Origin of the sequence: Muriicola sp. E247 (assembly GCF_041358175.1) — a bacterium.
GTDB lineage: Bacteria > Bacteroidota > Bacteroidia > Flavobacteriales > Flavobacteriaceae > Muriicola.
Map to the genome: position 1 here is coordinate 60,625 of NZ_JBGKBE010000013.1, position 14,178 is coordinate 74,802.

15 protein-coding genes and 1 tRNA gene are annotated in these 14,178 nt (G+C 44.0%); 10 read left to right on the forward strand and 6 right to left on the reverse strand.

Annotation, left to right across the window (positions count from 1 at the left end):
• Nucleotide 1: 1 nt before the first annotated feature.
• From ACA086_RS14350 to hutH, 3 genes are read right to left on the reverse strand one after another with little or no spacing between them, the layout of a single operon-like run.
• Nucleotides 2–2,029 (reverse strand): urocanate hydratase, encoded by a 2,028-nt coding sequence (locus ACA086_RS14350; RefSeq protein ID WP_371004035.1) that lies wholly within the window; start codon nucleotides 2,027–2,029, stop codon nucleotides 2–4.
• Nucleotides 2,026–3,282: an imidazolonepropionase gene (hutI, locus tag ACA086_RS14355; protein WP_371004036.1), complete on the reverse strand. Its 1,257-nt coding sequence runs from the start codon at nucleotides 3,280–3,282 to the stop codon at nucleotides 2,026–2,028. Before hutI ends, ACA086_RS14350 begins: the two co-directional genes overlap by 4 nt.
• A gap of 3 nt (nucleotides 3,283–3,285) precedes the next feature.
• Nucleotides 3,286–4,863, reverse strand: a complete 1,578-nt coding sequence (gene hutH, locus ACA086_RS14360; RefSeq protein ID WP_371004038.1) for a histidine ammonia-lyase — start codon at nucleotides 4,861–4,863, stop codon at nucleotides 3,286–3,288.
• A 114-nt stretch (nucleotides 4,864–4,977) separates the two neighbouring features.
• On the opposite strand from hutH, the gene ACA086_RS14365 reads away from it, so the two are divergent.
• Nucleotides 4,978–5,532 (forward strand): nitroreductase, encoded by a 555-nt coding sequence (locus ACA086_RS14365; RefSeq protein ID WP_371004040.1) that lies wholly within the window; start codon nucleotides 4,978–4,980, stop codon nucleotides 5,530–5,532.
• 10 nt (nucleotides 5,533–5,542) lie between these two features.
• Here ACA086_RS14365 and ACA086_RS14370 read toward each other — a convergent pair whose 3' ends face one another.
• Nucleotides 5,543–6,061 carry a DUF456 domain-containing protein gene (locus ACA086_RS14370; protein WP_371004041.1) on the reverse strand — a complete coding sequence of 173 codons (519 nt, stop codon included), beginning with the start codon at nucleotides 6,059–6,061 and terminating at the stop codon, nucleotides 5,543–5,545.
• Between the two features lie 110 nt (nucleotides 6,062–6,171).
• Between ACA086_RS14370 and ACA086_RS14375 the strand changes: the two genes are divergently transcribed.
• From ACA086_RS14375 to ACA086_RS14410, 8 genes are read left to right on the forward strand one after another with little or no spacing between them, the layout of a single operon-like run.
• Entirely contained in the window at nucleotides 6,172–6,648 is a 477-nt protein-coding gene (locus tag ACA086_RS14375) for a hypothetical protein (protein WP_371004042.1), read from the forward strand.
• A gap of 5 nt (nucleotides 6,649–6,653) precedes the next feature.
• Nucleotides 6,654–7,205 carry a crossover junction endodeoxyribonuclease RuvC gene (ruvC, locus tag ACA086_RS14380; protein WP_371004043.1) on the forward strand — a complete coding sequence of 184 codons (552 nt, stop codon included), beginning with the start codon at nucleotides 6,654–6,656 and terminating at the stop codon, nucleotides 7,203–7,205.
• 42 nt (nucleotides 7,206–7,247) lie between these two features.
• Nucleotides 7,248–7,958 (forward strand): DUF3667 domain-containing protein, encoded by a 711-nt coding sequence (locus ACA086_RS14385; protein WP_371004044.1) that lies wholly within the window; start codon nucleotides 7,248–7,250, stop codon nucleotides 7,956–7,958.
• Nucleotides 7,958–9,100, forward strand: coding sequence for a radical SAM family heme chaperone HemW (gene hemW / locus ACA086_RS14390; protein WP_371004045.1), 1,143 nt, complete (start codon nucleotides 7,958–7,960; stop codon nucleotides 9,098–9,100). The genes ACA086_RS14385 and hemW overlap by 1 nt, the downstream gene beginning before the upstream one ends.
• Nucleotides 9,101–9,126: 26 nt before the next feature.
• Nucleotides 9,127–9,873 (forward strand): cyclase family protein, encoded by a 747-nt coding sequence (locus ACA086_RS14395; protein ID WP_371004046.1) that lies wholly within the window; start codon nucleotides 9,127–9,129, stop codon nucleotides 9,871–9,873.
• A 59-nt stretch (nucleotides 9,874–9,932) separates the two neighbouring features.
• Nucleotides 9,933–10,562 carry a DUF4230 domain-containing protein gene (locus ACA086_RS14400; RefSeq protein ID WP_371004047.1) on the forward strand — a complete coding sequence of 210 codons (630 nt, stop codon included), beginning with the start codon at nucleotides 9,933–9,935 and terminating at the stop codon, nucleotides 10,560–10,562.
• A 12-nt stretch (nucleotides 10,563–10,574) separates the two neighbouring features.
• A complete protein-coding gene (locus tag ACA086_RS14405) occupies nucleotides 10,575–10,976 on the forward strand; it encodes a Dabb family protein (RefSeq protein WP_371004048.1) in 402 nt (133 codons plus the stop codon).
• A gap of 16 nt (nucleotides 10,977–10,992) precedes the next feature.
• A complete protein-coding gene (locus tag ACA086_RS14410) occupies nucleotides 10,993–11,349 on the forward strand; it encodes an MmcQ/YjbR family DNA-binding protein (protein ID WP_371004049.1) in 357 nt (118 codons plus the stop codon).
• A 1-nt stretch (nucleotide 11,350) separates the two neighbouring features.
• Here the strand turns inward: ACA086_RS14410 and ACA086_RS14415 are convergent, their stop codons facing one another.
• Together ACA086_RS14415 and ACA086_RS14420 are read right to left on the reverse strand one after the other, a co-directional pair.
• On the reverse strand, nucleotides 11,351–12,451 hold the full coding sequence (locus ACA086_RS14415; protein ID WP_371004051.1) for a DUF4407 domain-containing protein: 1,101 nt from the start codon (nucleotides 12,449–12,451) through the stop codon (nucleotides 11,351–11,353).
• 90 nt (nucleotides 12,452–12,541) lie between these two features.
• Nucleotides 12,542–13,930, reverse strand: coding sequence for a dipeptidase (locus tag ACA086_RS14420; protein WP_371004053.1), 1,389 nt, complete (start codon nucleotides 13,928–13,930; stop codon nucleotides 12,542–12,544).
• A 116-nt stretch (nucleotides 13,931–14,046) separates the two neighbouring features.
• Between ACA086_RS14420 and ACA086_RS14425 the strand changes: the two genes are divergently transcribed.
• Nucleotides 14,047–14,128, forward strand: a tRNA-Leu gene (locus tag ACA086_RS14425).
• Nucleotides 14,129–14,178: the final 50 nt, after the last annotated feature.

A 14,178-nucleotide genomic window follows, 5' to 3' on the forward strand; every position in this document is an offset into this window, starting at 1 on the left:
CTTAAAAGAGATTGTCAATAATTTTATCTTCAACTGTATTGGGCAGGGTGATCTTTAATTCAGGAGTGCGCTTCATTTCCCGTTTGATGGCAAAGAGGGCTTCGGTATTTCTGGCCCAGCTCCTCCTGGCAATTCCATTGTTCACATCGTAAAAGAGCATATTCCTGATTCTCCTGTCACACTCTTCGCTTCCGTCTAGAACCATACCGAAACCACCATTGATCACCTCTCCCCAGCCTACGCCTCCACCATTGTGGATAGATACCCAACTGGCTCCTCTGAAACTATCACCTATGACATTGTGTATGGCCATATCTGCTGTAAACCTGCTGCCGTCATAAATATTACTGGTTTCCCGGAAGGGAGAATCTGTTCCACTCACGTCGTGATGGTCACGACCCAATACTATCGGGGCCGTGATTTGTCCTTTCCTGATCGCCTTATTAAAGGCGAGGGCAATAGTCATCCTGCCTTCGGCATCAGCATACAATATTCTTGCCTGAGAGCCCACAACCAGTTTGTTTTGTTCGGCTTGTTCAATCCACAAAATATTGTCCTGCATTTGTTGGCTGATCTCTTCGGGCGCCCCATCCTGAATTTCCTTCATTACCTCCAGGGCGATTGTATCCGACTTATGAAGGTCTTTATGATCTCCTGAGGTGCACACCCACCTGAACGGACCAAATCCGTAATCAAAACACAGGGGGCCAAGAATATCCTGTACATAGGATGGGTATCTGAAATCGATTTTATTTGCGGCCATTACATCAGCCCCGGCTTTGGATGCTTCCAGTAGAAATGCATTGCCGTAATCAAAGAAATATGTCCCTTTCCGGGCATGGGCATTGATCAGGGTCACCTGCTTTCTCAACGACACCTGTACTTTGGATTTAAACAGATCAGGATCTTCAACCATAAGGGTATTCGCCTGTTCAAAAGACAATCCCGCAGGGTAATATCCTCCTGCCCAGGGGTTGTGAAGGGAGGTCTGGTCTGATCCCAGGCTTACAAAAATATCCTCTTCTAAGAACCGTTCCCAGATATCGACCACATTTCCAACGTATGCCAGGGAAACTACTTCCGAATCATCCATGGCTCTTTGCGTTCGTGTGACGAGTTCAGGCAGAGAAGTATAAATTTCGTCTACCCAGCCCTGTTGATGTCTTTTTTTGGCAGCTGCCGGATTTACCTCTGCACAAACGGTGATACATTGAGCGATATTTCCGGCTTTGGGCTGGGCCCCGCTCATCCCACCTAACCCGGAGGTCAGGAATACTTTCCCATTGGGTGTTTCGCCCTTACGTAGTACTTTCCGGAAGGCATTCATGACGGTGATCGTTGTGCCGTGCACAATTCCCTGCGGTCCTATGTACATATAGGAACCCGCAGTCATCTGGCCGTACTGGGTAACACCGAGGGCGTTGAATCGTTCCCAGTCGTCAGGTTTGGAATAATTCGGAATCATCATTCCATTGGTGACGACCACTCTGGGGGCTTCTTTTGTAGACGGAAATAAACCCATAGGATGGCCTGAATACATATGCAGAGTTTGTTGCTCCGACATAGTGGCCAGGTATTTCATGGTAAGCAGGTACTGTGCCCAGTTCTGAAATACGGCTCCATTCCCGCCATAAGTGATCAGCTCATCGGGGTGCTGGGCTACGGCAGGATCCAGATTATTCTGTATCATGAGCATTATAGCTGCCGCCTCGGTGGTTTTTGCGGGGTAAGCCGAAATAGGCCGGGCATAAATGGGGTATTTCGGTTTAAATCGGAACATATAGATACGCCCGTATTTCAATAGTTCCGCGGCAAATTCTCCAGCCAATTCCTTATGCCAGGCTTCGGGAAAGTAACGCAAGGCATTTTTTACAGCAAGACGTTTTTCATCTTCAGAAAGAATCTGCTTTCGCGATGGCGCATGGCTTACGTCATCCCCTAATTCCCTTTTTGGCGGTAATGTATCAGGAATACCCTGAAGGATGTCCGCTTTAAACAAATCTATGTCGTAGGTTTCTGATGCCTTCATTGTTCTATTTTAGAATATACAATGTTTCCCTTTTTAACGGTATAGCTGGGTTTTAGGCTCCCCTGATGATACAATATTTCCCTGTGGTCTGCTGTAGGGAATAGGGCGATATCCGCCAACATGCCTTTAACCAGTGCCCCTCTGTCTTTTAAACCGAGGGCTGCAGCCGCCCGGCAGGTGATGCCTGCCAATACCTCCGCTGTGGTTAATTTTTCAAAAGCGCCAAGCACGGCTGCCTGTAGGAGGAGTTGTCCCATTGGGGCAGATCCGGGATTGTGATCGCTCGCTATAGCCAAAGAAGCACCTGCATCCAGCAGGGAACGGGCAGGGGTAAAACCACAACCCAGGCCCAGACTCGCTCCAGGGAGTGCAACGGCGATTACATCGCTTTTAGCCAGGGCATCAATTTCTTTTTGGGTACTTGCCTCAAGATGGTCTGCACTTAGTGCCTTACATTCTATAGCAACTTCACTGCCCCCAGTTGAGAACTGATCGGCATGGAGGGTAAGATCAAAACCAAGTGCAGTTGCTTTTTTTAGATAAGGAAGTATTTCGGCCCTTGAAAATGCCCCTTCTTCAATAAAGGCATCTACTCGTTTCCCCAGGCCTTGCTTTTTAATTTCTGGCAGGAGTTCCTTTACCAACAGCTCAAGGTATTCTGCTTTGGTTCCATTAAAATCCTTAGGAAAGATATGGGCAGCCAGACAGGTACTAATCAGATCGGCATGGACAGAAGATCTGGCTTTATCAATGGCCCTGAGCATTTTGAGCTCATCTTTCACATTGAGTCCGTATCCACTTTTAACCTCTATAGTGGTAACCCCCTGTTGCAGGTGTTCCTTCGCCCTTTTAATAACCCCAAGTCTCAATTCATCTTCTGATGCCTGCCTGGTTTTAGTTACGGTATCCCATATTCCTCCACCTTTTTCCGCAATTTCCAGATAGGAACTACCGGCATTGCGCAGCGCGTAATCTCCCGCTCTTGAACCACTGAAACAGATATGTGTATGGCAATCAATAAACCCCGGGAGGGCGACCACTTCCTCTTGTAGAATGGTGATATCTGCCCCCAATTGCCTGGCCTTTACCAATAGTTTATCATGGTCGTCAAGGGTGTGAATTATGCCGTCTTCCATCAGTATTCCCTGATTTTGCAGCACCTGAAGGGAGTGGTCTTTTAGTGCGCCTTTCAAAGGCAGCCCTTCCATAGGAAGAAGTTCCCGTACGGGACCGATATATGTAAAGTTTGCCATATTCTAGTACACTTCAAATTCTTTCGAAAAAGGAGTTTTCAGGGAATACCCTTTTTTATTACTTATCGATTTTACCACCTCTATAATTGATCTTCCTTTTATCATTGTAATGCCCTCTTCAATGTCATCGGCAAAAACCCGGTCTTCGGAGGCAAATGAAACTTTTTTACGCAACTCTTTATGCACCATCTCTAAAATTGCACCTGATTTCAGAGGCTTTCTGAATTCAAAAGCCTGTGCCGCCGTGAGTAATTCTATGGCGAGGATCTTTTCCACATTTTCAATTACCTGTAAGGCTTTCCTGCCTGAAATGGAGCCCATACTTACGTGGTCTTCCTGTCCGAGGGAGGTAGGAATGCTATCAGCGCTCGCTGGGAAACACAAAACTTTATTTTCACTGGCCAGGGCTGCAGAAGTATATTGCAGAATCATGTATCCGGAATTAATCCCCGTTTCCTTCATAAGCAGTTTTGGGATTCCCGGACTGTTACCCTCCAGGGCGAGGTAGACTCTCCGGTCAGAAATATTTCCCAACTCAGAAGCCGCAAGACAGGCATAATCAAGGGCCATAGCAAGTGGTTGACCGTGAAAGTTTCCTCCGCTGATGGTAAGGTCCCTATCTATGATAACAGGGTTGTCGGTAACCGAATTCAATTCAACCTCCAGCAGTTCTTTTAAGTGCAGCCATGCATTTCTTGATGCCCCGTGTACCTGAGGAATACACCTCAGGGAATACGGGTCCTGTACTCGTTCACAATCGATATGATCCTCCATGATCTCTGATCCTTCGAGCAGGGATTTTACCCGTTTCGCTACATGCTGAGTTCCTTTATAGGGGCGAAGAGAATGAAGTTCATTGTAAAATGGTTTGATGGATCCCTGAAGTCCTTCGATCATCATCGCTCCGATAATATCAGCATGGGTAAGACAATTGTAAAAAACATCAAGGACCTTAATGGCATGTGCTGCAATAAACTGGGTTCCGTTAATGAGTGCCAGACCCTCCTTCGGACCCAGTTCAATTGGTGTCTTTCCGGTTTTATCGAATAATTCTGCCCCAGTAATTAATTCTCCTTTGAAATTTACCTTACCCAGCCCCAGTAAGGGCAGAAAAAGATGAGACAAGGGGGCAAGATCTCCTGATGCTCCCACAGAACCTTTTGAAGGCACTACGGGAATCGCCTCAGATTCAAGGTGCCAGATCAGTCTTTTTAAGGTATTCTCAGAAATTCCGGAAAATCCTTTAGCCAGGGAATGAATTTTAAGTACCAGCATGAGTTTTGCCAACTCAATGTCAATAGGATCTCCAACTCCTACGCTGTGACTTTGTAAAATATTTTTTTGCAGGATCTGGGTTTCTTCCTTAGAAATACTCGTCGTGCAAAGGGGTCCGAAACCCGTATTGATCCCGTAGACAGGGTGTCCCTTGTCTACGATCGCCTGAACCACCTCATGACTCTCCCTAATCCTTTTCCATACGGGCTCACTAACTATTCCTTTGGTATCGCCCCTGGCAAGCGAAAGAGCTGTACCAGCGGTAAGATAATCTTCACCAAACTGAAATGATGTTCGTTTGTTCACTAATCTTTATTATTTGATTACCCTAAATGTATTCATTAAGTTTGAGATGAACCAGAAAATGAACCGTACACTCAGCTCTGATCTGGCCTAATAATTAAAAATCTCACAATCAATATGATCTTTGACCTTATTAAGAACCGGAGAGCCATATTTCCGGCACAATACAATGATAAACCCATTGAAAAGGAAGTCGTTGAACGAATCCTCGAGGCTGCTAATTGGGCACCTACACACAGAAAAACCGAACCCTGGCGTTTTAAGGTGCTGACAGGCGCATCAAAAGAAAGCCTGGGCTATTTTCTATCTGCGAAGTACGAGGAAACCGATCCCAGACCCAAGGAAGTAAAAGCGAGAAAAATACGCGAAAAGCCAAAGGCATCGGCAGTTGTTATCGCCATATGTATGCAACGCGATCCTGAAGAACGCCTCCCTGAATGGGAAGAGATAGCTGCAACCGCAATGGCTGTTCAGAATATGTGGCTCTGTTGCACTTCTCTAAAGATAGGTGCCTATTGGAGTTCTCCTTCGCTGATCAGATATATGGATGAATTCTTCCCCTTGGAAAAAGGCGAAAAATGTCTTGGCTTTTTTTATATGGGACGTTACGATGAGGAACCTGGACCGGGGATCAGAAATCCGGTAGAGGAGAAAACGGTCTGGCTCAACTAAATAAATTCCTTTAATTGTTAAAATAAGGAAACAAGGCCGACTTGTATTCCCAGGCTGTGGAGATAAAAAGTCCCAGGAAAATGATGGTAACCACAAATTTTAAAAAGGTTCCTGTTAAAAACCCAATAAACGAACCAAATGCGGCTTTTAAGGCCGATTGCTGATCGGCTTTATTGAGTAATTCGCCCAGGAATGCTCCTACAAAAGGCCATATGATGATGCCCAGGATTCCCAGGATCGGAAATACGATGGCAACCACCAAACCCAGCGTTGTCCCTATCATTCCCGCTCGTGTTCCTCCAAATTTCCTCGTCCCCATCGCCGGGATAATGTAATCCATGGCAAAAACAAGCAAGGCAATTACCAGGGTAATGCCGAGGAACCACCAGTCATTAGGCACGGCTTTCGTCAGATACAACAAAAACAGACCTACCCAGCTTACAGGTGTTCCGGGTAGGACAGGGAGGAAACTACCCAGGATTCCGAGTATCATCAGAACAAATCCCAGGAAAAGTAAAACGATATCCATTCTTGTATTTATTCAATAAGACTAAGGTACTGCAGATTTGTTACATCTCTTTTACGGAATTCGGTTTGACTAAAAAAAAGCGTAATTTTCAACTTTGAATTCAATCTTCCATGAGGGTTTTATGTTTGTTTTGTTGCTTGTTTCTCCTGCTTTCCTGCGATTGGCTGGCTACAACCGAATCAAAGACCCAAAAGCTGGTTGAGGATGAGTTGCGTAGTCTCGACTGGAACGATGTGGATCAATATCCCCTGTTTGATGGTTGTGATGAGACAGCATCGAAAGCGGAACAACGCATATGTTTCGAGAATACCCTCTTACAAAATCTGGCCATGCATATGGAGGATTTTAATTTTAGGGCTGAAAAGGATATACAAACCACTGTTTTTATTGATTTCCTTGTTGAAAAGACCGGGGAAATAAGAGTGGTGGAGATGGATAATGATGCTGTACTCCGGGAACAACTCCCTGAGTTCAGGGAGGTCATCATCAGAAGCCTCAGAAGTTTGCCAAAACCTGCTCCGGCACTGAAAAGAGGTGTGCCGGTAAGGAGCCGTTTCAGGCTGCCTCTGGAACTAACGACTAACTAAATCAGGTGAGTAAGGAAAAGATCATTATGGGCATTGATCCCGGAACAACCATTATGGGGTTTGGGATTATCAGGGTGGATGGAACCAATATGTCCTTTATACAAATGAATGAACTGCTTTTAAAAAAGTACGACGACCCATTCACCAAACTCAAATTGATTTACGATCGAACCATAGAACTGATCGACACCTATCACCCGGACGAGATAGCCATAGAAGCCCCTTTCTTTGGCAAAAATGTTCAATCCATGCTTAAATTGGGGAGGGCGCAGGGTGTGGCAATGGCAGCTGGCCTAAGCAGGCAGATCCCTATTACGGAGTATTTTCCAAAAAAGATTAAAATGGCAATTACAGGGAACGGGAATGCAAGCAAGGAGCAGGTGGCTAAGATGCTGCAACAACTGCTACAACTCAAGTCATTACCTAAGAACCTGGATAGTACAGATGGATTGGCGGCTGCCGTCTGCCACTTTTATAATCAGGGAAGGGCGACAAAAACCAAGTCCTATACAGGATGGGCTGCCTTTGTAAAACAAAATGAAGACCGACTGAAATAGAGTGTGGAAAAAAGCAATTCACATATTTGCAGAAACTGTGGAATGGGGTTCCAGGGAAATTTTTGTCCGCGTTGCGGACAGCGCAGTGGAATTCACAAAGTTACTTTTAAGGAGACTTTTCAGGATCTCGCTAACAACCTCTTTTCGATCAATGCGCCCCTGTTGACTACCATCCGGGACATGATCCTCCGGCCGGGGGTTCTGCTACGTTCTTATTTAGACGGAAAAAGAAGGACGTATTACCGCCCCGTTTCCTTCTTTATCCTAATGACCGTCCTTTACATTGTAATCAGGTCTGTAATAGGTTTCGACCCGTTTAGAAATAGTATGATAGTAGTAGAGGAGGGAGGACCGGATCCCACTCTGCTTACAGAAGCAAGGAATTATATGTTGATCAACATCAATAATTTCCTCTTCGTTTTTGTCTTTACCCTCGCCCTCTTTATGAAGCTATTCTTTTACAAGCGGTATTCCCTGGCAGAGTATATGGCCATCTCTTTTTATTTCCTCGGCATATATACGCTGATTGTCACTTGTAATATGTTCGTTGTACAGGCATTTGGCGATCATTTGCAACCCCTGGGGATTGTGATTATGTGCTTGTTCTTTCTTTACGCGATGGTCACCTTTTTTCAAAGGAAGTATTTCTTTGTGATCGTAAAGTCTTTTATCCTGTTTATCCTTGCGTTTATGACCTATGCCATGTCTTCTTACGCTTTGTCCTATTTAATAGTTTCGGTAAAACAAGGCTGATGGCAGGAATCTATATACATATACCTTTTTGCAAGCAGGCCTGCCATTATTGTGACTTTCATTTTTCAACCAATTTAAAGAAGAAACAGGAGATGCTCCTGGCCCTGGAAAAGGAAACGATACTGAGGAAACAGGAATACGAGGGCCAGACCTTATCTACTATCTATTTTGGTGGCGGAACCCCTTCCGTTCTGGAAGTAGAGGAGATAGACAAACTCGTGCAAACGGTCTTCGATCATTATTCAGTCGCAAATGATGCTGAGATCACCCTGGAAGCCAATCCGGATGATTTGTCGTCAGAAAAACTAAGGAGCTTGTCAAAATCGAAAGTCAATCGACTGAGTATAGGGGTACAATCATTTTTTGAGAAAGATCTCAAATTTATGAATCGGGCACATAGCGTGGAGGAAGCAAAAATATCCTTAACCGAAGCGACCGAATTATTTGAGAATATTTCTATTGACCTGATCTATGGAGTACCTACTTCTGACAGTAAAATGTGGCAACAAAACATTGAAACCGCCTTGTCATTTGGTATCCCGCATATTTCCAGTTATGCTCTGACGGTTGAACCTGGTACGGCCCTGAAAAAGTTTATTGAAAAAGGGATCGTTGCAGAAGTTGACGACGATGTAGCAGAGGAACAGTTTCATATACTGATCTCGGAACTGGAAAAGGCTGGTTATGTCCATTATGAATTTTCGAATTTTGGAAAACCCGGATTTTTTTCAAGGAATAATACGGCGTATTGGCAGGGGGATACCTATATGGGAATAGGTCCGTCTGCGCATTCCTTTAACGGCAAACAAAGGTCCTGGAATATTTCAAACAATCCCCTCTACATTAAGGCCTTAAACCAATCTCGCTTACCCAGGGAAGTAGAGCTACTATCTCAGCGAGATCGGTACAATGAATACGTCATGACAGGCTTGCGCACAATGTGGGGTGTTTCTCTTGATAGGGTGGGGAAGCAGTTTGGCCCTCACTTTCGGAATTATTTATTGCAGCAGGCAGAACAACACCTGGTTGATCGGTATCTATTTCTGGATGGCGACACCTTATTGGTGACCCGGAAGGGAAAGTTCCTCAGTGATGGCCTGGCCGCCGATTTATTTATGCTACCTTTAGAAAAGAAGAACTAGGATAGATACGATACCCCTAATCTGATATGATTGCTTCTATTAAACTCGGGAACGATATAATTAAGATAGATCTTTCCAGACCCCTGGATATATCCATCCCCCTCCGTCATGGAAATAAGAATGTCTCAGCCTGGTATGCAGATCCCCCGCGAATTGAACCAAATAGAGAAGGAGATTTTGTGGGCAGTGTAGACCAGGGGGCCAGCATCAATTTTAATGATATTTATTTCAACCCGCATGCCCATGGTACTCATACAGAATGTCTGGGGCATATAACAGAGAGGAAATACTCTGTCAATCAGCTTGTAGACCGATACTTTTTTAAGGCCCGACTTATAACTATTGCCCCGGAGAAAGTAGGGGATGACCTGGTGATGTCTAAAAAACAATTGGAGCGAAACCTCAAAGGAGAAATCCCTGAAGCTTTGGTCGTCAGAACGTTGCCGAATACAAAAGACAAGCTGTCTCGTCAGTATTCCCATACCAACCCTCCCTATTTTACAGAAGAGGCCATGTTATTTCTGGTAAATGAAGGAATACAACATCTGTTGGTAGATCTTCCATCGGTTGACAAGGAAAAGGATGAAGGGGCATTGCTGGCCCATAGGGCATTTTGGGGTTTAGGGCAGACCCTAAGAACCCAGGCTACCATAACAGAATTTATCTACGTTTCACATAAAATCAAAGACGGCTTGTACATGCTTGATCTCCAATTCGCCCCTTTTGAGAATGATGCCAGTCCGAGCAGGCCTGTTCTTTACCAAATATTATAAGGGTATATTATGTGTGTGCCATTCCTTACCTTTAACGCTGTTTTAGAATTGAATCAATTATGGAAGGCATATTAGAAGTTGTACTTGGGTTAATTCTGGGCGCAATCATGATGTATTGGATGTATTCCATGTTCAGACGTAAAAGAAACAGGGAAACCACCGAACATCAATCAACTGTACTCCTGGAAAGAATTAAGAGCGTTTGCAAACTGATTTCCGTAGAAGGGGATTTTGCGGAGATTTACAAGTATGAAAATACAAAGGAACGCTTTATGAGCCTTGTAAGCAGCAAGAAAAAAGCATTGATTGTTATTAATGCTAAAGCTCATATAGGTTATGATCTGAAACAGATTTTGCTTAAGGCAGATACGCCAAATAAGAAAATAGTGCTCGAAAATTTTCCGGAACCCCAGATAATGTCCATTGAGCCAAAATTGGAATTTTACGATATAAAGAACGGGTTGTTCAACTCCTTCAGACCTGATGATCTTACTGCCGTGAATCATGAAGCTGTTCAGCACATCAGGGAAAAAATTCCGCAAAGCGGATTGATGGATACGGCGAGGAGAGAAGCCCTGGAAGCCATTTTGCTAATAAGTAAACTCGTGGAAACTATTGGCTGGAAATTAGATTATTCCGCCCTGGAACTCAAAGAAAATGAGCGGAAAGCCCTTGAAAATGGAAAATAAAAACTTCCTTATATGAAACGCATATTTATTCTCTCTCTGGTTGCGATATTCCTGCTTAATTGCAAGAATGAATCCCAGTTAAACGCGGATTTTAATCCTGCCTTTGTACATTCAGTATACATATGGTTGAAAGATCCGGGGAGTGCTGAAGACCGGGCTGCTTTTGAGTTGTCCATGCAGACGTTTATGAACAATTCACTTTATGCGAAGACAAAATTCCTGGGTACACCCCCTAAAGCCACCAGGGAAATAGTCGATGATAGCTACACCTATAATTTGATAGTCACTTTTACCTCTGCTGAGGATCAGGACAAATATCAGAAAGAGGAGGCTCATCTCAGGTTTATTGAGGAATCGGAACATCTGTGGGAAAAGGTTCTAATTTATGATGCAATCGGACTAGAAGAGGATTAATGCAGAGAGATACAGAATGAATGTTGAGGAATTCAGACAGTATTGCTTAAATAAAAAAGGAGTAACAGAAGAGTTCCCGTTTGATGAGGTAACCCTTGTATTTAAAGTGATGGGAAAGATGTTCGCCCTTGTACCTCTTGAACGCATTCCATCCCAGGTAAACCTGAAATGCGATCCGGAAAGGAGCATCGAATTGAGAGAGGTGTATGACGGCGTAATTCTACCGGCCTTTCATATGAGCAAGACACACTGGAATACCCTTCATTTTGAACAGCTGCCTTCAAAACTGATAACAGAACTCACAGATCATTCCTATGAGCTGGTCATTTCCAAATTCACCAAAAAATTAAAGGGTGCCTATGACTCCCTTTAGGCTATAAGCTTTTTATCTGAAGTTCATGGAAAGCTTCAGTCTGAAGCCTGAGCAATTCTTCGGCTTTTTGCTTTTTATGGGCATATACCCTTTCCTCTTCTCTAATTTCACCGTAGACTTTCTCATTCAGGGCTTCATCGGTCACCATGATATGTTGTCTCTGGGATACTTTCTGGGTCACCCAGGCTTCCACCGTGCTTTCTTCTTCTTCAAGTTTAAAATCGTACGGCCCTTTTGGCGCCAGAAGCTTTACCACAATGGGTGCAGTTTCGATAGCGAGGAATAATAGGAAGATGAAAAAGGAAGGGAACCAGGCCAGTTCGCCAAGCGCATTGATCCTGGCCATTAGGCCATCAAAACCGTCAATAATGGGTTGCGAATTAACCACTGCAGTTTCGTACTCAGAATTAAGTTCAGTAATCCGGGCTTCAATCCCTGCAATCCTTTCGGCATTATCGGCTTTTAATTCCCTTAATTCGAGTAATGCAGCATCGTGCTTTTCTCTTTTTTCCTTGTATACAGGACCTTTTCCAAGCAGCATAGTCCCTGCTCGTCCTTCGGCTTCCGATATATAAGTATCGTACAGTGCATTGGTCTCAGCCTCTTTAGCTGCCACTTCCTCCTTGAGTAGTACGATATCCTGTTCCAGGTCGGCCACAAGGGGATTGTATTGCTGCGCGATCTGTTCTTTGTTGGCCAGGGTAAGCTCGTTTTTTTGTTCCAGTAATACCTGATCGATCTCCTTTTCGAAAATCTTCATTTCCAGGGGTTTGGAAATCACTACAGCGATAATAACTGCCAGAAGAATCCTTGGCATAGCCTGGATAAATTCACTTTTAAAGCTATTCCTCTTTTTGATGGTGGACACAATAAAGCGATCCAGGTTAAAGATCAACAGGCCCCAGACCAGGCCAAAACCGAGAGCCGTATATACATTGTCAAAAACTGTGTAAAGGGCATATCCTGCGGCCAGAAAAGCCATTACTGCCGTAAAAAATACGGTAGCGCCTATGCCGGCGTATTTGTTGCGTTCACCTGGGGAACAAGTTTCAAGAATAGAGGCATCAGCCCCTGAGCAGAGGATAAAAAATCGTTGTATCATAATAGTGTTCTCAATTGATTGATAGACTATTAGAACGCAACCCTTATAAAATTGTTACATGAAATGGACTTTAATTTTGTTAAAGCTTTACTATTTTGACATTTCTGTAAAATACTGGTAGAAATAAGGGATAGTTTCAATCCCTTTCAGGTAGTTCTCAACGCCAAAATGTTCATTCGGTGAATGGATGGCATCACTGTCAAGGCCAAAGCCCATCAGAATTGTTTTGCTCTTTAACTCTTCCTCAAATAAAGCGACAATTGGGATGCTTCCCCCGCTTCTCTGTGGGATGGGTTTTTTGCCAAATGTTTTTTCATAGGCTCTTTCAGCGGCCCGGTATCCTACAAAATCAATAGGGGTAACATATCCCTGTCCTCCATGATGGGGTGTGACTTTTACTGTAACGCCTTTGGGAGCTATCTTTTTAAAATGTACCGAAAAGAGTTCCGTAATTTCCTTCCAGTCCTGGTGCGGTACCAGGCGCATCGAAATTTTGGCATAGGCCTTACTGGCGATCACGGTCTTGGCACCTTCTCCGGTATAGCCTCCCCAAATACCGTTGACATCCAGGGTTGGTCTGATGGAATTTCGTTCATTGGTTGTGTATCCTTTTTCGCCGTATACCGATTCAATACCAATTTCATCCTGATAGGATTTAAGATCGAAAGGTGCTTCGGCCATAGCAGTGCGCTCTTCCTTTGTGAGCTCTTCCACGTTGTCATAAAATCCTGGGATGGTTATATGATTATTTTCATCGTGCAGGGATGCGATCATCTTAGCGAGGATATTTATGGGATTAGCCACTGCTCCGCCGTATAAACCAGAGTGAAGGTCTCGGTTAGGCCCGGTCACCTCTACCTCAACATAACTTAATCCTCGAAGTCCGGTAGTAATAGAAGGTACATCTTTGGCGATCATACCAGTATCAGAAATAAGGATGATGTCATTGGCTAGTTTTTTCCTGTTCTCTTTTACGAAAGTTACAAGACTATTGCTACCCACTTCCTCTTCGCCTTCAATCATAAACTTCACATTACAGGGGAGGGAATCAGTACTTACCATGAATTCCAGGGCTTTGACATGCATATACATCTGTCCTTTGTCGTCACTTGCGCCCCGTGCATAGATAGCTCCTTCCGGGTGTAGTGTAGTCTTTTTTATTACAGGTTCAAAAGGAGGAGATGTCCATAGATTCAATGGATCCGGGGGTTGTACGTCATAATGACCGTATACCAGTACTGTAGGCAGGTTCATATCTTTTATCCTTTCCCCATAAACGATGGGGTATCCATCGGTCTCGCAGATTTCAGTATATGTGCAACCAGCCGTTTGCAGAGCTTTTTCAACCGTTTCAGCCATATGTATTACGTCGTGGGAAAACGCAGAATCGGCACTAATAGAAGGGATCTTTAAAATTTCAATAAGCTCATTGAGGATACGTTCTTTATTGTTTTCAATATAGGCCTTGGGTTCTTGCATGGATTCATTTTTGGTAGATGTTAAAAATACGAAATCCGCAGCTATATTTTTGACGATGAATCATTTTAAAATTGAAAATTTGAATTATATTTGCAGCCCTGTTGGAAACAGGATATGCAGGCGTGGTGGAATTGGTAGACACGCTAGACTTAGGATCTAGTGCCGAAAGGTGTGAGAGTTCGAGTCTCTCCGCCTGTACATTTGAAAACCCCCGATCTTCGGGGGTTTTTTAGTATAAGGAAGTCTCA